The sequence below is a fragment of the Paenibacillus intestini genome (genome assembly GCF_030803945.1).
In the GTDB taxonomy this organism is placed as follows: Bacteria; Bacillota; Bacilli; order Paenibacillales; family Paenibacillaceae; genus Paenibacillus; species Paenibacillus polysaccharolyticus.
On sequence record NZ_JAURUN010000003.1, the window covers coordinates 556,585 to 583,299 of the forward strand.

At 45.0% G+C, this 26,715-nt stretch carries 27 protein-coding genes and 3 tRNA genes; 25 read left to right on the plus strand and 5 right to left on the minus strand.

The window, feature by feature from the left end; all coding sequences use genetic code 11:
* The first annotated feature begins 2 nt into the window (after positions 1-2).
* The 10 genes from J2T16_RS11695 (at position 3) to J2T16_RS11740 (ending at position 6,561) form a co-directional block, all read left to right on the plus strand.
* Positions 3-866 (plus strand): ABC transporter ATP-binding protein, encoded by an 864-nt coding sequence (locus J2T16_RS11695; RefSeq protein ID WP_090923725.1) that lies wholly within the window; start codon positions 3-5, stop codon positions 864-866.
* Between the two features lie 21 nt (positions 867-887).
* Positions 888-2,339 (plus strand): ABC transporter substrate-binding protein, encoded by a 1,452-nt coding sequence (locus J2T16_RS11700; RefSeq protein WP_090923724.1) that lies wholly within the window; start codon positions 888-890, stop codon positions 2,337-2,339.
* Positions 2,340-2,489: 150 nt separating this feature from the next.
* Positions 2,490-2,654: a hypothetical protein gene (locus J2T16_RS11705; protein ID WP_167375813.1), complete on the plus strand. Its 165-nt coding sequence runs from the start codon at positions 2,490-2,492 to the stop codon at positions 2,652-2,654.
* A 69-nt stretch (positions 2,655-2,723) separates the two neighbouring features.
* Positions 2,724-2,797, plus strand: a tRNA-Met gene (locus tag J2T16_RS11710).
* 58 nt (positions 2,798-2,855) lie between these two features.
* Positions 2,856-2,929, plus strand: a tRNA-Ile gene (locus J2T16_RS11715).
* Between the two features lie 221 nt (positions 2,930-3,150).
* On the plus strand, positions 3,151-3,576 hold the full coding sequence (locus J2T16_RS11720) for a hypothetical protein (RefSeq protein WP_154888160.1): 426 nt from the start codon (positions 3,151-3,153) through the stop codon (positions 3,574-3,576).
* A 275-nt stretch (positions 3,577-3,851) separates the two neighbouring features.
* Positions 3,852-5,453 carry a tetratricopeptide repeat protein gene (locus tag J2T16_RS11725; protein WP_499018365.1) on the plus strand — a complete coding sequence of 534 codons (1,602 nt, stop codon included), beginning with the start codon at positions 3,852-3,854 and terminating at the stop codon, positions 5,451-5,453.
* A 96-nt stretch (positions 5,454-5,549) separates the two neighbouring features.
* Positions 5,550-5,729, plus strand: coding sequence for a hypothetical protein (locus J2T16_RS11730; protein WP_499018366.1), 180 nt, complete (start codon positions 5,550-5,552; stop codon positions 5,727-5,729).
* 221 nt (positions 5,730-5,950) lie between these two features.
* Positions 5,951-6,073: a sporulation protein YjcZ gene (locus J2T16_RS11735; protein WP_090923721.1), complete on the plus strand. Its 123-nt coding sequence runs from the start codon at positions 5,951-5,953 to the stop codon at positions 6,071-6,073.
* A gap of 158 nt (positions 6,074-6,231) precedes the next feature.
* Positions 6,232-6,561 carry a DUF1904 family protein gene (locus J2T16_RS11740; RefSeq protein WP_090923720.1) on the plus strand — a complete coding sequence of 110 codons (330 nt, stop codon included), beginning with the start codon at positions 6,232-6,234 and terminating at the stop codon, positions 6,559-6,561.
* Between the two features lie 120 nt (positions 6,562-6,681).
* On the opposite strand, the gene J2T16_RS11745 is transcribed toward J2T16_RS11740, so the two are convergent.
* Entirely contained in the window at positions 6,682-7,296 is a 615-nt protein-coding gene (locus J2T16_RS11745; RefSeq protein ID WP_499018367.1) for a hypothetical protein, read from the minus strand.
* Positions 7,297-7,452: 156 nt separating this feature from the next.
* Entirely contained in the window at positions 7,453-7,641 is a 189-nt protein-coding gene (locus J2T16_RS11750; RefSeq protein ID WP_154957743.1) for a DUF6199 family natural product biosynthesis protein, read from the minus strand.
* Between the two features lie 277 nt (positions 7,642-7,918).
* Here J2T16_RS11750 and J2T16_RS11755 point away from each other — a divergent pair, with 277 nt between their 5' ends.
* Together J2T16_RS11755 and J2T16_RS11760 are read left to right on the plus strand one after the other, a co-directional pair.
* Positions 7,919-9,067, plus strand: coding sequence for a sensor histidine kinase (locus J2T16_RS11755; RefSeq protein WP_336120499.1), 1,149 nt, complete (start codon positions 7,919-7,921; stop codon positions 9,065-9,067).
* Positions 9,068-9,198: 131 nt separating this feature from the next.
* Positions 9,199-9,681 carry a NucA/NucB deoxyribonuclease domain-containing protein gene (locus J2T16_RS11760; RefSeq protein ID WP_499018368.1) on the plus strand — a complete coding sequence of 161 codons (483 nt, stop codon included), beginning with the start codon at positions 9,199-9,201 and terminating at the stop codon, positions 9,679-9,681.
* 178 nt (positions 9,682-9,859) lie between these two features.
* Here J2T16_RS11760 and J2T16_RS11765 read toward each other — a convergent pair whose 3' ends face one another.
* Positions 9,860-10,084 (minus strand): hypothetical protein, encoded by a 225-nt coding sequence (locus J2T16_RS11765; protein WP_145331980.1) that lies wholly within the window; start codon positions 10,082-10,084, stop codon positions 9,860-9,862.
* Between the two features lie 214 nt (positions 10,085-10,298).
* Here J2T16_RS11765 and J2T16_RS11770 point away from each other — a divergent pair, with 214 nt between their 5' ends.
* The 4 genes from J2T16_RS11770 (at position 10,299) to J2T16_RS11785 (ending at position 15,701) form a co-directional block, all read left to right on the plus strand.
* Entirely contained in the window at positions 10,299-10,748 is a 450-nt protein-coding gene (locus J2T16_RS11770; protein WP_336120497.1) for a general stress protein, read from the plus strand.
* 226 nt (positions 10,749-10,974) lie between these two features.
* Positions 10,975-11,060 (plus strand) — tRNA-Leu (locus J2T16_RS11775).
* A 326-nt stretch (positions 11,061-11,386) separates the two neighbouring features.
* The gene (locus J2T16_RS11780; protein WP_260510916.1) at positions 11,387-12,415 is read left to right on the plus strand and encodes a fibronectin type III domain-containing protein; all 1,029 of its coding nucleotides are present in this window, start codon (positions 11,387-11,389) and stop codon (positions 12,413-12,415) included.
* Positions 12,416-12,779: 364 nt separating this feature from the next.
* Entirely contained in the window at positions 12,780-15,701 is a 2,922-nt protein-coding gene (locus J2T16_RS11785; protein ID WP_499018370.1) for an insulinase family protein, read from the plus strand.
* A gap of 150 nt (positions 15,702-15,851) precedes the next feature.
* Here J2T16_RS11785 and J2T16_RS11790 read toward each other — a convergent pair whose 3' ends face one another.
* Positions 15,852-16,559 (minus strand): helix-turn-helix domain-containing protein, encoded by a 708-nt coding sequence (locus tag J2T16_RS11790; RefSeq protein WP_499018372.1) that lies wholly within the window; start codon positions 16,557-16,559, stop codon positions 15,852-15,854.
* 286 nt (positions 16,560-16,845) lie between these two features.
* Here J2T16_RS11790 and J2T16_RS11795 point away from each other — a divergent pair, with 286 nt between their 5' ends.
* The 5 genes from J2T16_RS11795 to J2T16_RS11815 all read left to right on the plus strand — a co-directional run bounded on the left by J2T16_RS11795 (position 16,846) and on the right by J2T16_RS11815 (position 20,826).
* Positions 16,846-18,117: a MalY/PatB family protein gene (locus J2T16_RS11795; protein ID WP_499018373.1), complete on the plus strand. Its 1,272-nt coding sequence runs from the start codon at positions 16,846-16,848 to the stop codon at positions 18,115-18,117.
* A gap of 271 nt (positions 18,118-18,388) precedes the next feature.
* On the plus strand, positions 18,389-19,057 hold the full coding sequence (gene ung / locus J2T16_RS11800) for a uracil-DNA glycosylase (protein WP_499018374.1): 669 nt from the start codon (positions 18,389-18,391) through the stop codon (positions 19,055-19,057).
* Positions 19,058-19,268: 211 nt separating this feature from the next.
* Positions 19,269-19,688 carry a hypothetical protein gene (locus J2T16_RS11805; protein ID WP_090923709.1) on the plus strand — a complete coding sequence of 140 codons (420 nt, stop codon included), beginning with the start codon at positions 19,269-19,271 and terminating at the stop codon, positions 19,686-19,688.
* Positions 19,689-19,999: 311 nt separating this feature from the next.
* Positions 20,000-20,584, plus strand: a complete 585-nt coding sequence (locus J2T16_RS11810) for an LOG family protein (protein ID WP_339831467.1) — start codon at positions 20,000-20,002, stop codon at positions 20,582-20,584.
* A gap of 113 nt (positions 20,585-20,697) precedes the next feature.
* Positions 20,698-20,826, plus strand: coding sequence for a hypothetical protein (locus tag J2T16_RS11815; RefSeq protein ID WP_260510917.1), 129 nt, complete (start codon positions 20,698-20,700; stop codon positions 20,824-20,826).
* A gap of 173 nt (positions 20,827-20,999) precedes the next feature.
* Here the strand turns inward: J2T16_RS11815 and J2T16_RS11820 are convergent, their stop codons facing one another.
* Positions 21,000-21,350 (minus strand): hypothetical protein, encoded by a 351-nt coding sequence (locus J2T16_RS11820; RefSeq protein WP_499018376.1) that lies wholly within the window; start codon positions 21,348-21,350, stop codon positions 21,000-21,002.
* Between the two features lie 228 nt (positions 21,351-21,578).
* Here J2T16_RS11820 and J2T16_RS11825 point away from each other — a divergent pair, with 228 nt between their 5' ends.
* The 4 genes from J2T16_RS11825 to J2T16_RS11840 all read left to right on the plus strand — a co-directional run bounded on the left by J2T16_RS11825 (position 21,579) and on the right by J2T16_RS11840 (position 26,449).
* On the plus strand, positions 21,579-22,337 hold the full coding sequence (locus J2T16_RS11825; RefSeq protein ID WP_499018377.1) for a glycerophosphodiester phosphodiesterase: 759 nt from the start codon (positions 21,579-21,581) through the stop codon (positions 22,335-22,337).
* 254 nt (positions 22,338-22,591) lie between these two features.
* A complete protein-coding gene (locus J2T16_RS11830; protein WP_090923705.1) occupies positions 22,592-23,647 on the plus strand; it encodes a FecCD family ABC transporter permease in 1,056 nt (351 codons plus the stop codon).
* Between the two features lies 1 nt (position 23,648).
* Positions 23,649-24,680, plus strand: a complete 1,032-nt coding sequence (locus tag J2T16_RS11835; RefSeq protein WP_499018378.1) for a FecCD family ABC transporter permease — start codon at positions 23,649-23,651, stop codon at positions 24,678-24,680.
* Between the two features lie 53 nt (positions 24,681-24,733).
* Positions 24,734-26,449 carry an ABC transporter ATP-binding protein gene (locus tag J2T16_RS11840; RefSeq protein ID WP_499018379.1) on the plus strand — a complete coding sequence of 572 codons (1,716 nt, stop codon included), beginning with the start codon at positions 24,734-24,736 and terminating at the stop codon, positions 26,447-26,449.
* Positions 26,450-26,715 lie beyond the last annotated feature (266 nt).

Here is a 26,715-nt window from a genome sequence, read left to right on the forward strand (position 1 = left end):
ACGTGATCCAATGCGAAGGACTTGTCAAAATTTTTAAATCCAGCGATGTGGAAGTCGTTGCCCTTCAAGGTCTCAATCTGACCGTCAATCAAGGCGAAATGATGGCGATTATTGGCAACAGCGGTAGTGGTAAATCAACGCTGCTTAACATCCTTGGCGGCCTGGACCGCCCTACCGCTGGCACGGCGGTGGTTGGGGACTGGGATCTGCTTAAAATGACGGATGCTCAACTCGTGGAATACAAACGTCACACGGTTGGATTCATCTGGCAAAATAACGGTCGTAATCTGCTGCCCTATCTCACCGCACTGGAAAATGTGGAAACACCGATGATTTTGGGTGGCAAACGTGATCGTAAGTACGCTATGCAGTTACTTGAATGGGTTGGTCTGAAGGATCGTATGCATAACAAACTGCATCAACTGTCGGGCGGGGAGCAACAGCGTGTAGCGATTGCGATCTCCTTGTCCAATCGGCCAAAAATTTTGCTGGCAGATGAGCCTACAGGTTCCGTCGATTCCGAGACGTGTGATACAATCATGAACATTTTTCGCAAAATGAATAAGGAACTTGGCGTCACCATTGTCATTGTTACCCATGACTTGACGCTTGCTGGCAAGGTTGATCGGATCGTTGCGATTCGGGATGGCCTGACCAGTACTGAATTTGTGAAACGCAATCCGAATCTGGATGACGATCAGGGGCTGTCTGAAGCAGGTGCGCCTGACGTTCATGAAGCTTTTGTCATTATTGATCGTGCGGGGCGGCTTCAGGTGCCAAAAGAGTATCTGGAAGCCTTGTCCATTGATAGCCGAGCGACATTGGAGTTTGACGGTGAACGTATTGTTATTACACCGCCAAGATAATTTAAGAGGGGGAACTGGGAGATGAAAAACAGGTTGTGGGGAAAACGTGTGCTGGCCATCATGGCAACAGCAACACTGGCATTGCCACTTATCGCAGGATGTACAGCGAGTGAGAATACAGATAATGAACAGCGTGTGCTGCGTGTAGCGACACTCTGGGGAGGACAGGATGACAGCTATTTCCGTCAGCAATTTACGGATGCTTTCGAACTCACACACAAAAATGTCACGGTAGAAATCGTGCCTGCGGTTGATCAGGGCAGTATGTATGGCTTTGGGAATTCCGAACAAGCAAACGAAATGCCAGATACCATGGAGAGTTTGAAGAAAATTATGACAGGAGATAATCCGGTGGATGTCGTTGTAGCAGATACGGCTACGATCAAGTCGTTGATTCAGGAGAACATGGTTAAGCAACTTGATCCGTTAATGCAGGAAGACAAATTTGACACCAGCGACATTGTGCCAAGTGTGCTTGAAGGGATCAAAGATCTGGGTGACCAGAACATCTATGCGCTGACACCAACCTTCTCTTCTTCTGCTCTGTTTTATAACAAGGGAATGTTTGAAAAAGCGGGTGTTGAACCACCAACGGACAACATGACGTGGGACGATATCTTTAATCTGGCGACTCGCCTTACTAAAGGCGAAGGTAAAGATCATGTCTTCGGAATGTCGTTCAGCACATATAACGGCGGCTCTCCGTACTACTCTATGCAACAGTATTATAATTCGCTGCAGTTGAAAGTTTTTGACGACAAGGCAGAAAAGATGACCGTAGATTCTCCGCAATGGGAGAAAGTGTGGAGTACGGTCAGCAAGCTGGCGATTGATAAAGTCATCCCGAAAGGTGACGAGCCACAAGATCAGCAAACAGAAGGACGCTACAATCCTGTTCAGGGCGACTTGTTCCTTAGTGGCAAAACAGCAATGGCGATCGGGGATTACAATTACATCAATCAATTAATTGATGCGAATAAAAATGCAGATAAAATGAAAGATTTTACGAAAATAGATTGGGATGTAGTTACACCTCCCGTTCATCCAGAAGCTCCTGAAGTCGGAGGCAACATCTATCTTAGCAGTTTGATGGCAATCAACAGCTCCGCTCAGAACCCGGATGATGCCTGGGAACTGATTAAGTATATGAATAGCGAGGATTGGGCTAAGATCAAGGCACGTAGCAGCTATGAATTGGTATCCCGGAAAAGCTTCATTAAACCGAAAGACGGACTTGATTACAATATTCAGGCGTTCTATACGTTGAAGCCGGTGCCGCCAACCAACACGAATCTGGATAAAATGTATCAGAAAATGCCTGGACTGTGGCAGGTAAGTGACAAAGGTATGGAGTACTTTAATCAAGTGTTAGAAAATAAAAAGACACCAAAAGAAGCACTGGGTGAATGGGCAGCCAAAGGGAATGAGATGCTTGCGAAGTTGAAAAAAGATCCTAAAGCAACATTCCAATAAGTTATGCACCAGTAACATCCAAGTAATCTTCGTCTATTACAAAAAATAATGGCCGCTGGAGATTTTATCATCTCTGGCGGCTATTTTTACGAATTTGGGGTATTCTACAATTAACAGCAGTATATGAGCCCTTTGGAAAGGACGAGCAGGATGAAATGGATATATTTCAGCAAGCTGTATGCAACGAAATTTCAAGCAGGTTGCCTAGCAAAAAGACTGGAGCAGGATGGCTGGATTTACGGACACAATGAGCCTGAAGAAGTTGAAGTGTATCGTTCACGTAAAGGTCGGTATGGTGTGCGATTTATTCCCTGAGATTACCCCTTGACTTATGATGGAGTAATAGTGTATATTAATTAAGTCGCTGTTTATTAATTTTAACGACGCGGGGTGGAGCAGCCCGGTAGCTCGTCGGGCTCATAACCCGAAGGCCGCAGGTTCAAATCCTGCCCCCGCAATATAGCTTTACTGGATGGTTTACAGCGACCATCTACACTGTTATATATTATTTGTTCAGGGCCCTTAGCTCAGTTGGTTAGAGCGGTCGGCTCATAACCGATTGGTCACAGGTTCGAGTCCTGTAGGGCCCATATTTTAGAACCCTTGCGATGCAAGGGTTTTTTTCTGTTTTCATAGACTTCTATTTTCATAGATGGGAACGACGTATAGTTTAGCTAAGGAATAAAAACGGTACGATTCTATTTTTTTATTGGCTTCTATACGACTTTTTTTCAATGATGGGATGGATGTCCATGCCAGATGATCATTCTCGCATATACTATCTCAATTCCACCTATAGGAGGTAGATTTCATGACTCAGTTAATTGATGCAAGAACCTCGCAAAATGCGAGTTTGGCTAACTCCATCGCTATTCCGATTCTCGTCATTAACACACCACAGTTGTTTGGACAGATTGGATTGGTGACAACAGCCACAATCGGAGCGAACCCTCGGGTTCAATTCAAAGGAACTGTGACTCTGCAGCTTCCTTTGGCACTCGTTGGTGTAACGATCACGGTAGTTCGGGGAACCGTCTCCACAGATCCTGTCATTTATTCTGCAACGTCCACGTTTAACTTGAGCGTTCTGGCACCACAAGTTATTACATTCTCTGCGGACGATTACAACCCACCAATTACACCACAATTAACGTATACGGCTTTTATCAGCACGAACTTGCTGGGTACCGTTCGTGTAGGTCCAGAGAACTTCGACGGTGTCTTGTACTCTGACTAATGGTTACTCGCTTGTAAGAAATATAAATGCGAATCCAATCTTTTTTGATTTGCTACGAAGTTTATGGATTTCAATTTTATTTGGCGTTGTGCCTGTTTCCATGCGGAGCAGGCTTTTTTTGTAGAGAGGGTAGAAAGGAATGACGCTCTGTATTCGGGGAAGAATAAATAGAGTATAGAAAGTAAAATAAGAAGGATATGATATAATTGTTTTTCTTCATAGAATTAGATGACGTGGTCCTAATAAATAGATAGAAAGCGAGTTTGATATAAGTGATGATGAAGAACGAAGGCCGGTATGTCCGGTTTAGTGAAGCGCCGGTTTGGGATTGGCAGAGGGCTTATTATGAACAGATGGGATTGGAAGCTTGGGAGAATCACCAGGTGCCACAGTATATTACGAGCAATCCATTCATTGCAACAGCCTATGCTGAAATGATTTTCAGCTTTTTACAGGATCTGATGCTCAAAGGTGAACAGCATGAGATGGTTACCATCGTTGAACTTGGTGCAGGAGCAGGAAGACTGGCTCACCAGGTGCTCAACAAGCTGTGTGCTTTGAAGGAAATTGCGGGTATGGAGCTACCGCCTTTCCGTTATGTGATGACAGACCTGGCTATGGAGAATGTGATTGCCTGGAAAGAGCATCCTTCGATGCAAACATACATAGAGCAGGGAATACTGGATTTTGCACGTTTTGATGCGGTGCACGATACAGCGTTGAATCTGGTTATGTCCGAAAAAACAATAAGGCAAGGGGATTTACAACAACCGCTGCTACTCATTGCCAATTACTTCTTTGATAGCATTCCGCAGGACTTGATTTACATTGGGGAGGGGCAAGTGTTTGAGTGTGATCTACTTGTAGAACTTCCACAGCATGTAGCAGAACAGAACCCTGCCGAGATCCTGGAAAATATGACACTGAAATATAACTATCGTCCCGCACCCGAGTATATGGAAGAGACCTACCCATACGCCGAGCTGATTTCGCTGTACCGTGCTGAGCTAGAAGATTCGCATATTCTGCTTCCCTCCACAGGACTAGGATGTCTCGAACGATTAAGCAAGCTTTCCCGGTCAGGTTATGTGTTAATTACGGCGGATAAAGGGGATCATCGGCTGGATTACTGGAAATATGCAGAGCCGCCTGAATTCGCGTTTCATGGCAGTTTCTCGCTCTCAGCTAATTATCATGCGATAAAGGCTGTAATGGAACAGCAGGGTGCTTCTACGTATTTTACGGCACATCATTATAAGGATCTGAACGTTGGCATGATTTTAATGCTGGATGATTCAATCAGCTACGCTAATACAAGGCTGGCTTATCATCGCTTTGTTGAACGCTTTGGTCCAGACGATTTCTTTAGTCTAAAAGAATGGGCAGACCTTAAAGTGGAACAGATGGATCTTAGACAACTTCTGGCTTTCTGGCGATTGGGCGGGTACGATGCCGAGTTTCTGATGGTTGCGTGCTCTCGGTTCAAAGATCTTTTGGCGGATGCGAGCGATGAGGAGATGTTTGACCTTCACTCTGGCATCAGACGGATGTGGTCCTCCTATTATCCAATGGACCATCGGAATCAGGTTGCTTTCGTATCAGGTCAGTTATTATTGGAGATGTTTATGTATGAAGAGGCTAAAACGTTCCTGGAGGAATTGCTGACTGGTGACCTTGACGCACTGAATGCTGAATCTGATGCGCAACAGATAACGGTATTGTATGATCTGGCTGTGTGTTGTTATGAGTTGGAACTGGAACAGGAGGCACTTGTCTACGCTCGCCGTGTAATTCAAATAGATCCGAACCATGAAGAGGCGGCGGCACTTCTGGACGGTTTAGAGGGATCTCTGGATCACAACCAGTATATTAATTGAATGACGTTAAAATGAAACTCTTATCCATTTTTTTACGTATTACTAAAAGAAATTAATTCCAAATTTAAGTAATGATGAGAGGGAGGAGGGAGAGCGATGAAAAAAGTCCTATCAATTTTGTTATTTCCGTTGTTATGGCTTGTAGGGGCTCTTAGCATTCTCAGTGGAAATAGCAACAGTATGAGCGATCTGATCTCACTTAAAAAAGATTTTGACCGGGATTCTAGTAATGATGGACAAGCCATTTTCGATCAGATCGAAGGAATTAGAGGCTAGTTACATAAGACGATAAGCACCATAGTTCAAGTCATACCTGAACTAGTGGGGGATTCTGCTTTTGTTCTAGATTCAACGTACAGGCCCGACAGAAAAGCCCTTATCATTGAAGATGATACACTCCCAAGGATTGGGCGATTAGACTTGGACATTTGCCCTGTCACTTGGGGATAATACGCATATGTTATGGCATACCTTGAAATTCAAAGGAGGCCAATCAAATGAGTCATGTTGGATACGGTTGTGGCAATGTTGGTGGATTTGGCGGAGCGTGGACTTCGACTAGCGCAATTCTCGTTCTCTTCATTTTGCTCGTCATCATCACCAAATCTTTCTGGCTGTAAGATAACGGTCAGACGCGCGTGCATCAGCTCCACCAAGACTTTGGTGGGGCTTTGCTCTTGTTTTACAGTCCAATATGACATGAATGACATTTGACAACTGAAAACAATGTGCTTAAAATCACATAAGGAGACTACTAACAGAGATTGAAGGGATAGCAATGCCGTTTATACGATTCAAAGGATTTACGGGTTCAGAGCTGGAGGAAGTTGTGCCTCAAATTACCGAACAAATGGCCTTAATCACTCATATTCCGCAGGAACGAATGAAAGCAGAACGTCATGATGTACAAGCTTTGACACCTTCCCCGGCATCCATAGAGATTTTGATGTTTCAGCGTGATCAGGAGATACATGATCGAATTGCAGCATCCATGCAGTCTATTCTAGAGAAGGCTGAACTGCCGGATGTGCATATTTTTTTCAATATATTATCCCCTAATTTGTATTATAAGAAAGGCAAGCCGCTAACAGATTACCGATTGGATTAGACGGCGGGTGAGAAGTGAGAAGCTCAGGATACATTTCGGAAAAAGAAAACGAATAAGCTGCTCGAAAGAGAAGCAGCCTGGTAACCCTAAGACGAGCAGTTTTGACCATGCTCGTCTTTTTTATTTATGCAAGGGGCGTCTGATGTCCAGACTTATCGAAGTATTGGAGCGTTTATGAGTTAAGTGATGAACGGTCACGGTAAGAGCGAGTGCAACGAGTGAAAGGGCCACAGCCGCCCAAAGCACCTGTGCTCGCCCTAAATATAGGATCGCGATGATCGTCATGACGAGTCCAATACCAGCCACTGTATAGTTTGAAAATGAGAGCAGGCTACTCGCCTTAGCTATATCTTCGCCTCTCATCAGTCTTGACTGGAGTTTCTTCAGAACCAAGGCTTCCCAGCAGTTGACTATAGCGAGAAGTGCAGCCCCCAGAAACATAACGGCAATATGTAATCTCAGGTAGGGAAGAGAGGACGCGATGCCGATGAGCAACAATGTTTTGGTCACAGGAATACCGATCAGGAGTCTTGAAAATATACAGTGTTTTATCAACTTATGGAATGTGAATTTTGCTACCGCATAAGCTAGCAAGTAAACGCACAGGAGTAGCAGTGCATATCCAATCGATTCCGTTTGTTTGTAGATTAGGCAGGTCAAGGTTGTGATTGAGATCACTTGTATAAGTGAGAGCAGTGTTCTGGCCGCCCAGAACGGATAAAATGCGATGTTCATACCAATGTGTCCTTTCTGCAACGATACATCTATATCATTTATCTTACGGCGCACACTGTAGTAACACCACAAACAAAGTTATCATATTCCCGTCAGTGCATACGAAAAACCAGCTGCGCAGGAGGCAACTGGTCTTTTTACAAATGTATTGTTGTATTACGCCATAGCAAGAGTAAAAGCAGTAAGCAGCATAAACAGACTAGACATTCGCACCATAGTCATGTAAGATTTGCTGGGTTCCGTCTCACCTTGCGCAATCCAGCCATAACGAAGATACCAGCCAAATTTGGGGAAACACAGATTGATGATACACAACACCATAAATATAAAAAAGAGAGTTTTCATCGTCGATCTTCCTTCCTCGTCGGGCTATTAACGGCCCCGCCTTTAAGGTCTGCGCCTGGAAAAAATGTAGACAATCAACGCCGGACGATGATGAATAAACTTTATCTATGTGTTTTTGAGTGTAGGCAGGTTATTGTAAATGGATAAAGATTGATATGATTAAGAACTATTACCCAAGAACTACATTGTTTGAATAACTGTGGTACAATAAAATAGATTGTTTAATATCAACACATACCATCTGGAGTTAAGGATGTGAGATGGGGGAGACACAGGCATGAGTTTATATAATCAACTTCCCATGCAATGGGAATTTATTATCTCGAAATTAAAATCCTCCGTTACCGTAGTTGACGCTACCTCGCCTGAGCTTCCGCTCATGTATGTTAACGAACATTTTACCCGTCTGACGGGATATACGCACGATGAGTCGATCGGGCGGAATTGCCGATTTTTACAGGGTACAGATACAGATCCCGAAACCGTTTCACGCATTCGGGAAGCACTAAGTAAACAACAATCCATTAAGGTTGAAATATTAAATTATACCAAAAGTGGCCAGAAATTCTGGAATGAGCTGAATGTAGATCCCATTTTCAATGAATTTGGTGAGTGTATTTATTTTGTTGGTATTCAATATGACATCACTGAACGGAAATATGCGGAGCAGCAGCTGAAGACGGCAGCATCTATGGCTGAGAAAACAAGCAGGGGACAGCTGGAATTCATCGGCAAGTTGAATCATGAGCTTCGTACACCGTTAAACGGCATCATGGGCATGATCGAGCTTGCGGGAATGGGCAAGGTTACCGAAGAGCAAAAAGAATACCTGGATCTGGCACGTCAGTCCGGGGAGGCGCTCCTGAACATCGTAAACAACAGTCTGGATATGGCGAAGCTTGGCAGAGGCAAAATGGGAGTGGAGCATATTGAATTCCAGCCATTGAAGCTGATTCAGCAAATCGTGAAGACACATGAGCTGGCGGCCATAAATAAACAAATTCGTTTAGTTTGCCATGCTGATCTGAATGTTCCTGATGTGCTTTGGGGCGATCCACTGCGATTAAGGCAGGTATTGGATAATTTGCTGAGCAATGCCATCAAGTTTACGGAGCAAGGGGAAGTGCAGCTTCTCGTGGATGTCAAGCAGCAATCGCATGAGATGACCACGTTGGCTTTCTCTGTACGGGATACAGGGATCGGCATTCCGTCTCATCAGATGGACCAACTGTTTGATGCCTTTACGCAATCGGATATTTCACATGCAAGAAGGTTCGGAGGCAGCGGGCTTGGATTAACAATCTGCAAAGAGCTATTAGAGTTAATGAACGGTAGTATTACTGTAGATAGTGCTGAAGGAAAAGGAACAGAGTTTCAGGTGACAGTGCCTTTTCTAAGTACACAGAGTATTTTTAACGCAGGATAAGATATGCAGGAAGCGGCCGGATGGATCCGGCTGTTTTTTTATGTTGAATATTGTTGTGGAATGGATTGTTTTACGAACTGGCGTTCTGTTATAATGCTATGGATGTTAGTGTTACATGGGGGAGGCGCATCATGAGTAAGAGACGTAGCAGAAGAAGTAAGAGAGGAAGCCGGGGATTCAAAAGTAAAATACTGACCTTAGTCGGCATGGTTGTGATTGCTCTATATGCCTTGGCAGGAGGAGAGTGGCCGCTGGATATTCCTTCTCCGTTCAAAACAACCGACAAGAGTGTAGATCATACGATTACTTTTCCGGCAGAGCGGTATCCCGAAACAGCAAACCATATCCGAAAGGCGATTCAAGCGGGGCATTCCGATGTCTGTACAATTGACCGGAAAGGTGCTGAGGGAAACAGGGAACTGTCACTGAAAGGTGTACTGGTCAAAAAAGGCAAGGATCGGGATGAGTGGCCTATGGCAATGTGTGCAGAAGGCGGTAAGGATGCGGATATCCAGTATATTACGCCAAAGGATAATCGCGGTGCAGGCTCATGGGTAGGCAATCAACTAAGTACATATCCGGATGGTACGCGTGTTAAATTTGTTGTGAAGTAATCCGCATCATTAGTTACCATAAGAAAAACCAGACGTTGGAGGCGTCTGGTTTTTAAATATAAGTTGGCTGTAGTAGAAACACCGAGGTTCTCACCTACAGTGTATCTTTATCTATTAGTGTCTGTCTAAGTTCTCTGTAAGGAGAGCAAATGAATTGAATGTGCTTGCGCACAAGTGCCTAAACGAGTTGCATCGTGCCCAGATGGTGAGAACGAAGGGTTAACAGGCGAGTGACTTGTTCGACTTCATCAAACGGAATCCACACATTTCCCTGTACAGTTCGTAAGGAGAGAATAGAGCTGTCTGCTGAGCGCTCTGGAAAACCGGTTACGGTCTGTCCGCTTGTATTCCGAACCATAATCTGTTGATTGCGCCGAATGGCAATTTCTACCTCTTTTTTCATAAGTCATTGCTCCTGATTTATAAGATGTTCATCGATATGTCGATATTTTCAATGGTTAATTTGTCTTCTTTATCTAGTCTATCAGAACTAGGTATAGATTTCCAGTAGAGAAATGATTAAGCTGATGTAGGTGAATTGACTTAGCAAGTGAAGATACGTTACTGAACATAAACTACAGGGTTATATAAGGTATCAGGAAGAGGAGGGGAACCACATGACGAAACTGTTTGTTGGGCTTGCTCGTTCGGAGCACGAAGCAATTATTATGTTGAATGCCTTAAAGAAAGAAGGCATCCAAGATCAATATTTGGGGGCTGTAGGCAAGGAACAGCTCGATTTGGAGATGATCAGTGAAAAGACGGGGTTACCCAAACCACTAAAAGGTGCTGGAACAGATGGTGCATTTGGAGCGTTGAAAGGCATATTAGCAGGGCTCGGAAAACGAATGGATCAGACCGCATCCATCGGGAAGGCAGTGCGAAGATTAGCGGGCAATGAGATCGGAAGTGAGACGGATGATCTGGTCTTAACGCTGACTGAAGCAGGCATTCCGGAAGTTGACGCACGTTATTACGAAGACTGGCTATTGCAAGGTCATATGCTAATTTTTGTAGAGTGTAGTGAGGAGCAGGTGGAGCGTGTGAAGCCTATTTTACTTTTTTAGTTTAATTTAATGCTGATTTTAGGTTCCTTTAATGTTGGAGAGGTATTCTTATCTCACACCTCCCTTAATATAGATGGTTTACCGGAAGTCCGGGACCGCAACTCGGACTTTCTAGGCACTGTGAGCTGGCGCTTGCAGTGCCTGTTTCATTTTTTTAGGAAAAAGGGTTGCATTATTAATTTATTCATGGTAAGATATTTCTTGTCGCCAAGAAAATATTACATACGCCGGGGTGGCGGAATTGGCAGACGCACAGGACTTAAAATCCTGCGGTAGGTGACTACCGTACCGGTTCGATCCCGGTCCTCGGCATCTTACAGAAAAGATCACATTTGACTTGTTAAACAAGTTGAATGTGATCTTTTTTTTAGAATTAAAAATCAGATTCACAGGAATTTTAGGCACTTTGTCAACCGTTCATCTGACTATTTATAAAAGTTATCGGTAAAATGCCTTCTTTGTGTTTAATTTTACTCAAATATTTGAGAATAGAAACGGGTATTTTGTCGGTACGTACATCCAATATAAAATAAAAATGCAATAAATTAGATGATATTTATAGATCAGCAAGTTAATGTTTAGACATCAACGGAGGAAGATTGTATCTTAAGATCAGTTCATGAGATGGAGGAATGATTATGATAAAGTCATTTGTTAGTAAATTAGTTTTTTTGTTAGGTGCAATGTTAATTTTAACAGGCTTAGTTTTTCAATTAAATGCATCAGCAGAGGATGCTAGTTCCCTAGGGCTGTTAGATGGTAAGCCCGTTAAAACAGGTTCGAGCAATGTAAATATATTCGGTTCAACAACGGCCATTACTGACAACAATATTGAAACCTATTTTGCTTTACCTACTGAAAGAAGTGATTTGAAAGTTGCAGATACACTTGTATACACATTTGAAACACCAGTAAATATTAATAGTTACAAGTTCCATATATTAAATTATGATGGAGGCCCTGTTTCTATTTATTTTATGGATAAGAACGGTGCCGGTCTTTTAGGAAGCATTCCAAATAAATCAATTCCAGGTGACGGAGGGATATATAAGCTTTCTAATGCACTAAAAGATGTAAAACAAATAACCATTACTCAGAAGGGTACAAAAACATATAATGTAGCAGAATTAAATTTTTACAACGAAGCATCAATTCAGTTAGAGGCAACAGGTGGTGATTCCCAAGCATCATTGACATGGAGCCCAATTCAAGAAGCAACGGGGTACGTTGTAAGATATGGGATTGAGTCTGGTGAGTACACTGAAACTGTAACAGCTACAAAAGATGATTACGGTAATTTTATTATTCCTGGTTTGAAAAACGGGACTACATATTATTTTATTGTAAATGCTGTTGTCGATGGTGTTGAATCGGAATACTCCAATGAAGCATCTGCAACACCTCAAGCGCCGGTCGTTGAACCAGAAGAGCCATCAGGTAACCGAGCAATCCTTGTCGTGACTATGACCACAGGTCTTGAAAAAGAATTTGATCTTAGTATGCAAGAAGTAAATAGTTTCATTGATTGGTACGAAACAAAACAAGCAGGAAGCGGAAAAGCATCATACGCAATTGACAAGCACGATAATAACAAAGGTCCATTCAAAAGCCGCAAAGATTATATTCTATTTGATCGTGTCTTGACGTTTGAAGTAAGCGAATACTAGAAGAAGATGCTCCATCAGCTCATGTTGATGGAGCAATTTTTAATTTATGAACTTAGGTTCGTATACTGATGAGTAAAGTTAATCTAATTGTTAACGAATTATCAAAAGAATTTCCTTTGTGTCTTATATAACTTAAAGTTAGAAGCCGTAGGTCAAAACCATACATAATGACAGGAAAAAATTGGAGCCTAACTTGTCACTTTTCCCCACAGTTCATAAACACAACCCCCACATAATACATATCAGAAAGTGGATTCTGGCGTCTATTTATGAAGAGAGGTCACAATGGTGTATACTATCGATAGGCATATATTACCTTTCGCATCAACCAACACAACAATCTATGGACGGAGGACTCAAGTTTATGTTGAAACAGCTTAAGCCATATAAGGTATTACAGGAGCGTAGAATCGAAGAACTGAAATCCGATGCGTACCTGCTGGAACATCAAAAATCGGGTGCTCATATCGTACTGTTGTCCAATAGTGATGATAACAAGGTGTTCAACATCGGTTTTCGGACACCTCCTGAAGATGATACAGGGGTAGCTCATATCCTGGAACACTCCGTGCTATGTGGCTCGAAAAAGTTCCCGGCTAAAGATTCTTTTGTGGAGCTGCTCAAAGGTTCACTCAATACATTCCTCAACGCAATGACGTATCCTGACAAAACCGTCTACCCCGTTGCGAGTCGCAACGATCATGATTTCCATAACTTGATGGATGTGTACCTGGATGCGGTATTAAATACGAATATTTATGAGAATGAAAAAATATTTTTGCAGGAAGGTTGGAATTACAACCTGACTTCACCAGAAGACGAACTGACATACAACGGCGTAGTGTATAACGAGATGAAGGGTGCCTTTTCTTCGCCGGAACGGTTAGTTCGACGAGAGGTGCTGAATTCTCTTTTCCCGGATACAACATACTCCTGTGAATCTGGGGGCTTCCCGGAGGCGATTCTGGATCTCACTTATGAAGGATTGCTTGATTTCCACAAACGGTACTATCATCCGTCCAACAGTTACATCTATCTATACGGGGATATGGATATGGAAGAAAAGCTGCAGTGGCTGGATGAAAATTACTTAGGCAACTATGATCGGATCGAGATTGACTCCGAGATTAAACTGCAATCTTCTTTCCCGAAACGGGTGGATACGGTGAAGTCCTACTCTGCGGGAAGTACGGAATCCGAAGTAGACAATAGCTTTTTGACCTATAATGCGGTGATTGGCACAAGTCTGGATAAGGAATTGAACATTGCGTTTCAGATTTTGTTATACGCACTGCTCAATGCACCGGGAGCTGTTCTGAAGCAAGCCTTGCTGGATAAAGGCATCGCGAAGGATGTCTACGGCTCTTATGATGATAGCTTGTATCAACCCGTGTTCACGGTGGGACTGAAGAAGAGCAACTTGTCCAGTAAGGACGAATTTCTCGGGACGATCAAGGAAGTGCTGGAGCGCGTTGTGAAAGAAGGCTTTGACCCGAAAGCATTGCTTGCCGGAATCAACTCTTATGAGTTCAATCACCGGGAAGCGGACTTTGGCCGGATGCCGAAAGGACTGATCTACGGACTCTCCTCCCTCCAAAGCTGGCTGTATGATAAGGAAGCGCCTTTCACGTATTTTGAAGCGAATGATGTATTTGCAGAACTTCGGTCCAAAATGAAAGACAGTTATTTCGAACAACTGATTGAGAAGTATTTATTACAAAACACACATACATCATTTGTTGCGCTCACGCCGGACAAAGGCTTGAACGCACGCAAGGAAGAGGCGCTGAAGGAGCGGTTGAAGTCAGTGCAGGCTGGACTTCGTCCAGAAGAGGTGCAGGATATGATTAAGCGCACCGAAGCGCTCGCCGAGTACCAGAATACCCCTTCAACCAAGGAACAGCAGCAGGTAATCCCGACGTTGTCCATTGAGGACATTGATACGAAGGCGTCTAAACTGTACCAAACACTGAACAACGTGGATGGCACAACGATTTTGCATCATAACTTGTATACGAACGGTATTGGTTATCTGAGACTGTTGTTTGATATCAAGGAAGTACCGCGCCGCTTGTTGCCTTATGTGGGATTGCTCAAAAACGTACTTGGTTACGTGGACACTCAAAACTACTTGTTTAACGAGTTATCGAATGAAATTCATATCCATTCTGGTGGCATCAACAGCGGGGTTGGTTCGTATGCGAATGCGCATCAGCTTCATGATTTCAAAGCAACCTATGAGTTCAATGCGAAGGTGCTGTATGACAAACTGGGATTTGCTTTTGATATGATCAAGGAGATCGTGTTTACGTCCCGTTTTGACAACTCGAAGCGACTTTTCGAGATTATTTCTCAGGTGAAAGGTAATTTGCAACGCAGTCTGATCAACAGTGGTCATTCCGCAGGAGTTGCCAGATCGTCCTCGAAACATTCAGCCGTTGCTGATTTCCGGGAGGCGGTTAGCGGGATTGCTTATTATCAGTGGCTTGAGGATCTACAGGCGAACTTTGATGCGAAAAAAGAACAGCTGTCTTCCAGCCTGCAAGAGCTGATGGGTTACATTTTCAGACCGGAGAACCTGCTTGTCAGTTACACGGCAGACGATAAAGGATACGAAGGTCTGGAAGAGCAGGTGTCCGCTCTGAAAGCCAAACTGTTCACACATGATGTGGCGAAGGAAGCTTTTACCTTTACGCCTGCAACACATAACGAAGGTTTCCGTTCTCCTTCCGAGGTTCAATATGTCGTTCAAACCGGGAACTATGCTGAAAAGGGCTACGCCTATACGGGCTCATTACGTGTGTTACAGGGTATTTTGTCATTGGACTATCTGTGGAACAATATCCGTGCCAAAGGTGGCGCTTACGGCTGTATGTCCGGGTTCAGACGCAATGGTGACAGTTTCCTGGCTTCCTACCGTGACCCGAATCTGGATAAAACCTACAAAGTATACGAGGAGATTCCGCAGTATTTGAACGATTTCCGTGCCGACGAACGGGAGATGACTCGTTATATCATTGGGGCGATTCAGGATCTGGATACGCCAAGAACGCCTTACAGTGAAGGGGCATTCTCGCTGGAATGTTATCTGTCCAATGTGACGGAAGCTGATCTGCAGCAGGAGCGCAATGAGGTGCTTGGTACGAAAGAGAGCGATATTATCGGGTTTGCCGGATTTGTCTCTGCCATTCTGGAGCAACAGCATCGGTGTGTTATTGGAAATGAGCACAAGATTGAGGAACAGAAGCAACAGTTTGATGAAACGTTGGATCTGATCAAACATTAAGGAGCGGTAACCAGGGTTGCGGCTGTGAAAAGAAAGATTCAATCAATATCTTTAGAAAAAACATCTGTAGATAAAAAGAAGAGACACTTGCAAGGGCTGGTAAGTAAAACAGCTTGGGCAAGTGTCTTTTTTTCTTATTTGGGTCCCTGTTTAAGTGACCGCAAGCATGTTGTAAATTTTAAGCGTACGCAGATCCTCTTTGGATATTTTCAGCTCGTTGTATAGGTCTGGCGTTTCCGGCAGTGGTGTGCGGGAGAAAAGCATTTTCAGCGCAATGGGCATAAACGGTCTGAATGAAACACCTGCCATGAGTCCCCATTTTTTCTCCGACTCCTGGAAGGATGCCAAAATATTAATATACAGATTCTCCAGTGGTGTAGCCTGATTTTTCAAAATGAGTGTAGTCAACGTATCATAATGCTCGGTATGACCCCAGTACATATTTTCACATTCCTGATAATTGTCAAAATCCTTCACATTCATATACATCACCGTACGGTAACGATTGGCGTCCGATTGAGCCATCATGTCGATCACGCAGCGAATGAGACTGTTGTTCCTGCCGTCGTAGAAGTACGAATAGAAGCGGGTGGAGTTTTTGAAAAAGCTGGATTGGACCGTGTTCATCAGCGGAGACGCATGCCTCGGTTCTTGGTAGAGCAACTGCTCAACCTGAATGTTCAGCGCATCTGCAATCTGGTGCAGTGTGACGAGATCCAGCGTAATATCACCGCTCTCATATTTGGAAAGAGTACCTTTGCTCTTGAAAATCTGGTCTGCCAGTTGTTGTACGGTGAGCCCGCGCCATTTGCGGAAGTTTCGTATTTTTTTGCCCACTTCCTGGTTGATGTTGTTCATTGGGGTGCTCCTTATCGAGTTGGATGATCAGAAGTGTTTCCTGAGAATAGACAAATAAGCTGAAAGTCTTTCTTAAAAGCCAAAGCCTATCAGAAATATATCACTTTTTCAATGAAAAGCCTATTCTAAGGAAACATCAAAAGTGTTTTGTTTCTTCTAAGTAGATTCCCTTGCATTTGATGCAACTCCCGCGGCATGGAACAATAGGGTTAGAAGTGATGAACCGAAGAACGGATAGATTCAACATCCATAAATGATGAAATGAAAAGACAGAGGAGTTAACCCTATGACCAAGATGAGCAATACGAACAAGATAGACAATTCTTATAATTTTGATGAGATCATTGACCGCACCGGAACCAACGCCATGAATACGGATGGTTTCCGCCAATATATTTTCAACGCAACGAGTGAGATGAAATTTCCGTTTAAGGATGAGGAGTTCATCCGCATGTGGATTGCCGATATGGAGTTCGCTACACCTCCCGAGATTTTGGATGCCGTGAAAGATCGTCTGGATCGCCGCATTATGGGGTATTCACAAGTTTTTGACCCGAGTTACTACGAAGCGGTAGCAAGCTGGATGAAACGATATTATGACTGGTCTTTCCCGAAGGAGCATCTGGAGACATCGAATGGCATTATTCCCGCGCTCTATGAACTGGTGGAGTATATCTGCCAGCCGGACGAAAAGGTATTGATCCTGACACCGTCCTATGGATTTTTCAAATCGGCAGCAGACCATAACCAGCTTGAGCTGGTGTGCTCGGACATGTTAAATGAAGAAGGGCACTATACGATTGACTTTGACGATTTTGAAGCGAAAGCCAGAGACGAGAAAGTTCGGGTATGCATTTTCTGTAATCCGCATAATCCATCTGGACGCATCTGGAGCACGGAGGAACTGAAGCGAGTAGGCGAAATCTGTTTGAATAATGAGCTATGGATCATATCAGATGAGATTCATTGTGATCTGCTTCGTACGGGAAAAACACATACCCCACTCGCCAAACTGTTCCCGGATACAGACCGAATTATAACTTGTATGTCTCCCAGCAAAACGTTCAACATGGCGGGTCTGATGTTTTCCAATGTCATTATTCCCAACAAGGCACTAAGGGAGATCTGGCAGGCACGTCATTACGGCTTCAAAAATCCGCTAAGTATTGCGGCAACTCAAGCAGCTTATGAACATGGCGATGAATGGCTGAGACAGTTAAAGCTTTACCTGGATGATAACTTTGCGTATGTTGATGATTTTTTAAAAACACATCTGCCGCTTGCCGTTTTTCACATTCCTGAGGCAACGTACCTTGCCTGGATTGATATTACGCCATATGCACCGAAGAATGTCAGCCTGCCTCTGTTCTTTGCGGAGCAAGCAGGCGTATTGCTGGAGGACGGGGGGATGTTTGTGGCAAACGGAGAAGGTTGCATCCGGTTGAACCTGGCTTGCCCTCGCTCTGTCCTGAAGGAAGGTTTGGGTCGAATTAGTCGGGTGCTGGTGGACCAACAGACGGAACAAAAGCAGGCGCAAGAGGAGCTCGCACACGCATAACATCGGTAGGCTTTACGATGAACACGGGTATACAGATCAATATGAAAGGGGCGAAGCAGAACGTATTCTGTTTCGTCCCTTTTTGAGTGTTTCTTTTATTTATCTGAACGGTTTCCTTGCTCATTGTCGTACACTTCTGGTCTGTCGACTACGGTTATGTTAAAATGATGGATAGTCTATGAGTCGCGGGACATGTGACTCTTGCAGGGAAGAGCCCTTCCAAACGGGCTACACGGATATGTATTCATCAGGGGAAAGGAGCCTATATATTATGTTTGGAAATGATTGGGACGAGGTGTTACAGCAGGAGACGGAAGCGGAGTATTTTGACAAGATTCGTTATGCACTTGCTGCTGAATATAAAACACAGACTGTCTACCCGCCCAAGGAAGATTTGTTCTCTGCCTTGAATTTGACCCCGTATCATCGGGTAAAAGCCGTTATTATTGGTCAAGATCCTTATCATGGGGCAGGGCAGGCGCATGGATTAAGTTTCTCGGTCAGACCGGGGGTGCGAGTACCCCCTTCACTGAAAAATATATATAAGGAACTTCAGGCCGATCTGGGTGTGCCTGTTCCAAAGCACGGTTCACTTATTCACTGGGCAGAGCAGGGTGTGTTGTTGCTAAATGCGGTTCTGACGGTTCGGGAGAGTCAGCCGAATTCTCATCAGGCCTTGGGGTGGCAGACGTTCACGGATGCTGTTATTCGTGAGCTGAATGAACGCAATGAGCCTATGGTGTACATGCTATGGGGAAGTCATGCTCAGAAGAAGGGTGCTTTTATTAATAGAGACAAACATCTGGTGCTGGAATCAACACATCCCAGCCCTTTAGCAGCACATCGCGGCTTTCTTGGCAGTCGGCCTTTTTCCAAAGCTAATGAATTTCTCGTCTCCAAAGGTATTAAACCGATCGATTGGACAATACCTGAAAACTAGATATGTTGAACAAATCATTTACACAAGGAACGGAGAGGACAGAAAAAACCTGAAAAAGCGAAGCGTTCGCCTTTATCACCGGATTTTCCCCTTTGGAAAAGGGAATCAAAAAATCTGGGGATAACAGCTACTCTCCAGGTTCTTCTGTCATTGGAGTGTCTGTGTAAATATCTTTGGTTCAACGGATATAGATAGATTGGAGGCGAGCACATTGCGACATTGGATTGGACGAAAAGTAGCAGTATACCGGGCAACAGGAATTCGCGAGCCTCTGAAGGGAACGCTGGTAGAGTGGGATGAAGAAACGGAATGTGTTCGAATTGGACCGAAACGGATTAAAGTATCGTTTGACAATATTGCAATGATCAAACCACTTCCTGACGAAAGCCTGCCTCTGAAGAAAGCACGTTCTGAAGTGCACAAGATCGGATATGTGATGAAAAAGGCAGTGCAGTTTGAAAATGCGATTTATTTCAAGTCACAGATTATGATTTGGCGGCGTGCCAAAATTGTAGCGTTATCCACTACGATTGTAAGACATGACGAAGATCAGGTCGAGCTTGAAGACGGCCGTCTGCTTCGCAAGGACAAGCACATGTTTGTGGTACGTTCGCGGCGCGGCATACGGTAGTCTGGTTGAAATTTAATATGTATTTCATATTGTGATCATACAGCATTAATGTTTCGATCTTATAGTAGGTAGTAACAACCCCTTCTAAATTAATGTGTATGGATTTGGGAACCCGGCCGGCTGCAAACGGCCGGGTATTTTTTTCTCTTTTTTTAGCGGGAGGCGCATGAAAGCAACATGGAGAAGCAAAGAAATAAACGATTTCAAACTTCATATAACGTTTTGCATGAGTTCTGTTAACGTGCTGTAACATAGCAATGACACTTATACTGTATACTAAGGAGATAGAACTCGAAAAGGAGTGAAACCACTTGAAACGGATATGTGTTTTTGCAGGGTCTAACCCGGGAAATCATCCTGATTATATTAAGCATGCTTCCCTTTTGGGGGAACAGATTGCGGGCAGCGGATATGCCCTGGTCTATGGCGGGTCTTGTATGGGTTTGATGGGGGCAGTCGCGGATGCGGCTCTCGAGGCAGGCGGAGAAGTGATTGGGGTTATGCCTACGGGGTTATTCCGGGGTGAGGTGGTTCACGGCGGGCTTACTCAACTGATTGAAGTGGGTACGATGCATGAACGGAAGTCAACGATGGCACAGTTATCCGATGGATTTATCGCACTTCCGGGTGGGATGGGCACGTTTGAAGAATTGTTCGAGGTACTGTGCTGGGCACAGATCGGCATTCATCGCAAACCTGTTGGCCTTTTGAATGTCAACGGTTATTATGAACCACTTATGAAAATGGTGGAGCACAGTGTGCACGAAGGCTTCTCCAACACATCACATCTCAGTTTGTGGAGTCTTGAGTCTGATCCGGCTGAGCTGCTTGCTCAGATGGCTGCCTACAGCCCCAAGGAATTGACTCAGAAATGGTCTGAACTCAGCGGAAAGTAAACACCCAATTGTTAACCTGATGCTTCAAGAGAAAAACTTCCTCATTTGCCCAAGCAAATAACGCTTGCGTACATAGTCTATAGTGTACTTTGATGAAGAGGGGAGTGTCACTCATGAGCGATCTCAAAGGAGCAGGTTACGGCTACTGTGGAGGTTTCGGTGGTGGTGTATGGACATCAACAGGCGCAATCCTGGTGTTGTTTATCCTGCTGGTTATCATCTCCCGCACGTTCGTACTGTAATTCAGACCATTCTTATAAAAGATGCATGCTGACTCATGGCATCATTCGAAGAAAATGGCCTTTCCAAAGAGACGCCGGCGGCTACCGGCGTTTCAGGGGAACGGTTTTTTTGCTTGCGCCTAAAAAAAGACCTCCATCCCATAGCAATGAGATAGAGCTATCTACTTGGAAAACTATACGACGATTTCCGTAGTATCGCTGGGCAGAATGAGTGTTTTCCAGGCAATGTATAGTCCAATAGCGGAAGCGATCAGTGCAAGGATGGCCGCAACAAACGCCAGTTTATCCAGTGTATTCTGTTTGGGATCAATGACGCCGGACTGATTACTTGTTCTGTCAGGTAAAGAGAGTCCTCGAACAGAAGCGCGCGGAATCGTTTGTCGTGATCCGGGAGGTCTTGGCGTACTGATTTTTGATCCGGGTTCTGATCTATTCTTCGCTGAATGGTGTGATGAGCACTTTTGGGCAGAGCAAGATCTGGAAGAGATCGAGTGCTTCCTTGTTCGTGATTTCAACGGTTTCAAAGGGCAACCTCCTTACAGCGGAGTGCAGTTGTCTACGACTGATATTATATTATGTTGGTTTTTAGATTGAGTTCGCAAAAATGAGTGAATCCCCAGCCCTTTAAATGTTAGACCCGTGCTGAATGAACAAGCCAGTATACAATTATACGCTCTCTTAATACGTGTATGACAAATGGTGTATATAGTGAAAGTTCATAGAATCCACTTTTGAATGCAGGAGGGTCTGGATTGAACAAAATCGAAATTATTGCCCACCGTGGTGCATCTGCGGTATGCCCGGAAAACACGATGATTGCGTTTGAGCGAGCGCTAGAGCTGGGGGCAACGGGAATTGAGACGGATGTGCAGATGTCAGCCGATGGCCAGTTGGTGTTAATTCATGATGAAACTTTACAACGGACGGGGGGAAGTGAGGGCTGGGTTAAAGATTTCACTTATGATACATTGCGCACTCTTGATGCAGGCTCCTGGTTTCATGCGGATTTTGCCGGAGAGCCTATACCTTCACTGGAAATGTTGTTTAACCTGGTGCAAGGCAAGAGAATTCTGCTTAATGTAGAGTTGAAAAATGGCATCGTGCCATACAAGGGGATGGAAGAGAAGGTCATTCAGGTTATTCGGGAGTGGAACATGGAGCAACAGGTTGTTCTATCCAGCTTTAATCATGCCTCGCTTGTGAAGTGTAAGCGAATCGCGCCGGACATTCGTACTGCGCTTTTATACATGGAGAAGTTGTATCGTCCTTATGATTATGCGGCTAAACTGGAGGCAACGGGTCTTCATCCGTACAAGCTGGCTGTGGCTAAAGAGGAAGTAACTGCTGCTCTTGCGCAAGGTATAGTCACCTATCCGTTTACCGTGAATGATCCCGGCGATATGGAATTGATGATGGATATGGGAGTACAAGGCATCATCACCGATCTTCCGGATGTACTTGCTTCATTGATGACGGCTCGGACTCGCTCAGCGAATATTGGAATCAAATAAAGGATATGTAAGGTTATCGTATGAGTGCCACACAGGAGCAATGAAGCTCTGTGTGGCCTTTTTTATGCATATTCATGCGAAAATATTCATATCTGCAAGAAAGTTGTCCTTTTTGTCCATTGCCAGACGGGAAGGATTCCCTTACAATGTTCTATGGGAATGAGAATCAATATCAATAGAAGCGGTATTTTTGGAGAGGTGATTGTTATGTACATAAGATTAATAAGCGTCACTCATAACACGGGTGGACAAGTATGAACTTGAATAGTTCTTCCACGCAATCAAATGAGGAGTCACCTACAGCGAAAATCCATACACGCCCATGGGCAGCCACTCTCATTCTAACAGGCGGTATTCTGCTGCTTGCTCTGGGCATGGCGTTGTCTATTTCATTTGGTGCTGCTGATATTCAACTCGGCGTGGTCTGGCAGGCGGTATTTAACTTTAACCCTGACTTGACACCCCATCAGATCATATGGGAGATTCGGTTGCCTCGTATTCTTGGCGGAGCGATGGTGGGTGCTTGCTTTGCTGTTGCCGGAGCGATTATGCAAGGCATGACCCGGAATCCGCTCGCCGATTCGGGACTGCTTGGTCTGAACGCTGGCGCCGGCTTTGCACTGGCGATCTGTTTTGCCTTTTTCCCGGGCCTGCCGTACATGTACATTATTATGTACTCATTCCTGGGAGCAGGACTTGGTGTCCTACTTGTGTATGGTTTCGGTGCAGCATCCAGATCAGGTCTGACGCCGCTGCGTCTCGTGCTGGCTGGAGCCGCGGTATCGGCAATGTTGTCTGCGCTGAGTGAGGGGATTGCGCTCTACTTCAGAATCGGACAAGACTTGGCCTTCTGGACTGCCGGAGGGGTGGCCGGAACGAAGTGGTCTCAGCTTGAAGTGATGTTTCCTTGGGTGCTCGCTGCACTGATCGTGGGCATGATCATCTCTCGTTCAATTACGTTACTCAGTCTTGGCGAGGAGATTGCGGTTGGATTGGGACAGCGTACCGGTGTGATCAAGCTGGTCGGTTTGATTGTAGTACTAATCCTGGCGGGTACTGCAGTATCTGTCGTGGGTGCAGTCGGATTTGTCGGTCTGATCATCCCCCACCTTACCCGGAAGCTGGTTGGGGTCGATTATCGCTGGATTATTCCTTGTTCTGCCGTGATGGGCAGCCTGTTGCTTGTATTTTCGGATCTGGCAGCACGTATGATTAACCCGCCTTACGAAACGCCGATTGGCGCATTGGTAGCCCTCATCGGGGTGCCGTTCTTCCTGTATCTGGCGCGGAAAGAAAGGAGGACACTGTAAGATGAGTTCCTCAACTATGGTTGGTGCAGAGCGCAAAAAGAAAACAAAAGGGATCGTTGTTCTTATTGTGCTTGGTCTTTTGATTATTACAGCTTTTATTATCAGTATGAATACTGGCTTTACCAAGCTTTCACCGCTGGAGGTTTTACGGACGTTGTTTGGCAGCGGTACACCGAAACAGGAGCTGATCCTGTTTGAATTCAGACTGCCTCGTATTGTGATTGCTGTTCTAATCGGGGCGGGTCTGGCGTTGTCGGGCTGTATCCTGCAAGGGGTATCACGAAACGCACTCGCCGATCCCGGGATTCTAGGTATTAATGCTGGAGCGGGGCTTATGGTCATGCTGTTTGTTTCCTTTTTTCCAACGACGACAGCAGCTCCGATCTTTCTGCTTCCGATCCTTGCGCTGATTGGCGCAAGCTTTGCAGCATTTCTAATCTATATCCTTTCCTACAAAAAAGGGGAGGGCATCTTGCCAACCCGTATGTTGCTCACGGGAATCGGGATCGCAGCCGGTATCAGTTCAGCTATGATCGTGTTAACGTTGCGACTTAGTCCCGAGAAATATCAATTTGTGGCCACTTGGCTCGCAGGAAGCATTTGGGGCTCGAATTGGAAGTTTGTTTGGGCACTGTTGCCGTTTATTCTGGTGCTTGTACCGCTTGTATTAGCGAAGGCACGGGTGCTGAATGTATTAAATCTTGGGGATCAGACAGCAAGTGGTCTTGGTGCTCCCGTAGAACGTGAACGGGTAATTTTGCTTGCTGCTGCGGCAATTCTGGCAGGAGCCTGTGTATCTGTGAGTGGCGGCATCGGTTTTGTTGGCCTAATTGGGCCTCATCTGGCGCGTCGTCTCGTTGGGCCAAAACATCAGTTTTTGCTACCCGCATCTGCTCTGGTTGGGTCATTGCTCGTTCTAGTCGCGGATACGCTGGGACGTGTCATTTTGCAACCTTCGGAGATTCCAGCCGGGATTCTCGTTGCAATTCTGGGTGCACCATACTTCCTGTATCTTTTAAGCAGGACGAAATAGAAGGTAATCATCATCATGTTGACGGAGGATTGCCGTAAGGGGGAACTAGGTTTATGCTTCGTCGTTTTTTTGCCTATTATAGGCCGTACAAAAAACTGTTCATTCTGGACTTCACCTGTGCAATTCTGGTTGCGTTGCTGGAGCTGGCTTTTCCGCTAGCTGTGAACCGGGTTGTAGATGATCTGCTGCCAGGTGGACGCTGGGATTGGATTCTATGGGCGTGTCTAGGACTGCTGGGCATTTACTTGCTGAACTCATTCCTGAATTACGTTGTAACCTATTGGGGACATAAGCTGGGGATCAATATCGAGACGGATATGCGTAAAAGTCTGTTCAATCACGTACAGAAGTTATCCTTCCGTTATTTTGATAATACAAAGACCGGACATCTGGTATCCCGCATGACGAATGATTTGATGGATATCGGAGAGATTGCCCACCATGGTCCGGAGGATGTATTTATTGCCGTGATGACATTGGTCGGTGCCTTCAGTATCATGATGAGCATTAATGGGAATCTGGCGATTCTGACGTTTATCATTGTGCCGCTGATTATCTATCTATCTTTGTATTTCGGGAACAAAATGTCCAAAGCCTTCAGCCGAATGTTCGGGGATATTGCCGATTTCAATGCTCGTGTAGAAAACAATATCACGGGTATTCGCGTGGTTCAGGCTTTTGCCAATGAAGAGTATGAAAAAGCACAATTTGCTGTAAACAACGGTCGTTTCCGTCAAACCAAGTTGGTCGCTTACAAAATTATGGCGTGGAACTCTTCCATCAGTTATGTGCTGATGAAGCTGGTATCGTTGTTTGTGCTCGTATGCGGAACGTGGTTTGTCATTAACGGCAGCATGACCTATGGTGAGTTTATTGCCTTTATTATGTTGTCCAATGTGTTCCTGACACCCATTCAGAAGATTAATTCGGTTATAGAGACATATCCTAAAGGCATTGCAGGTTTCAAACGGTATACGGACTTGCTTGATATGGAACCGGATGTCAGGGACCGCCCTAATGCTGTTCCGGTATCTCATCTACGTGGAGACATTCGTTACGAGCAAGTGACTTTCGGTTATTCGGATCAAGAGCCGGTCATTCAGGGTATCGATCTAAGTGTTCGTGCCGGTGAAACGGTAGCTCTGGTCGGTCCGTCGGGTGCGGGGAAAACAACACTTTGCAGTCTGCTGCCACGATTCTATGATGTGCTGGAAGGGCGCATCACGATTGATGGTCAGGACATTCAGCACATGACACTGGATTCCTTGCGCAGTCAGATCGGGATCGTGCAGCAGGATGTATTCCTCTTCGATGGCACGATTCGGGAAAATATTGCGTATGGCAAACTGGATTCATCGGAAGAAGAAATCTGGATGGCGGCTCGTCGGGCCCAGATGGAATCCTTGATTCTGTCCATGCCGGAAGGGCTGGATACACTGATTGGAGAACGCGGCGTGAAGCTGTCCGGTGGACAGAAGCAGCGCTTGTCTATCGCTCGTATGTTCCTGAAGAATCCACCGATTCTGATTCTGGATGAAGCGACGTCTGCGCTCGATACCGAGACGGAAGCTGCGATTCAACAATCACTGGCTGAGTTGTCCGAAGGGCGTACCACACTAGTCATTGCTCATAGGCTGGCGACGATCAAAAACGCAGACCGCATCGTGGTCGTGGCCGAGCAAGGCATCACGGAACAGGGACGTCATGAGGAACTGCTTGCTTCTGGCGGTATTTACAGTCGCCTGCACTATGCGCAGTTTGGTGCATAGGCAGAGTCCGTTGCTTATTGAGTTAAATTTGAGTTAGAAGGAATATGTGTCACATTGAATTATATAAGTGAGCCATCGTCCATGACTTGGAAGGAGTCAGGGCGGTGGTCTTTTTTTATTTTGGAGGGAGGGAAAAGTACGATCATATGGCACCAAAATGGGTAATGATGGGCAAAGCTATGGCTGGAAGTGTATGATAGGTTCAACAGGTACATGATTAGTGGCTTTCATGCATAACATCTGGAGAAACTCTGAGCGTTAGGAGG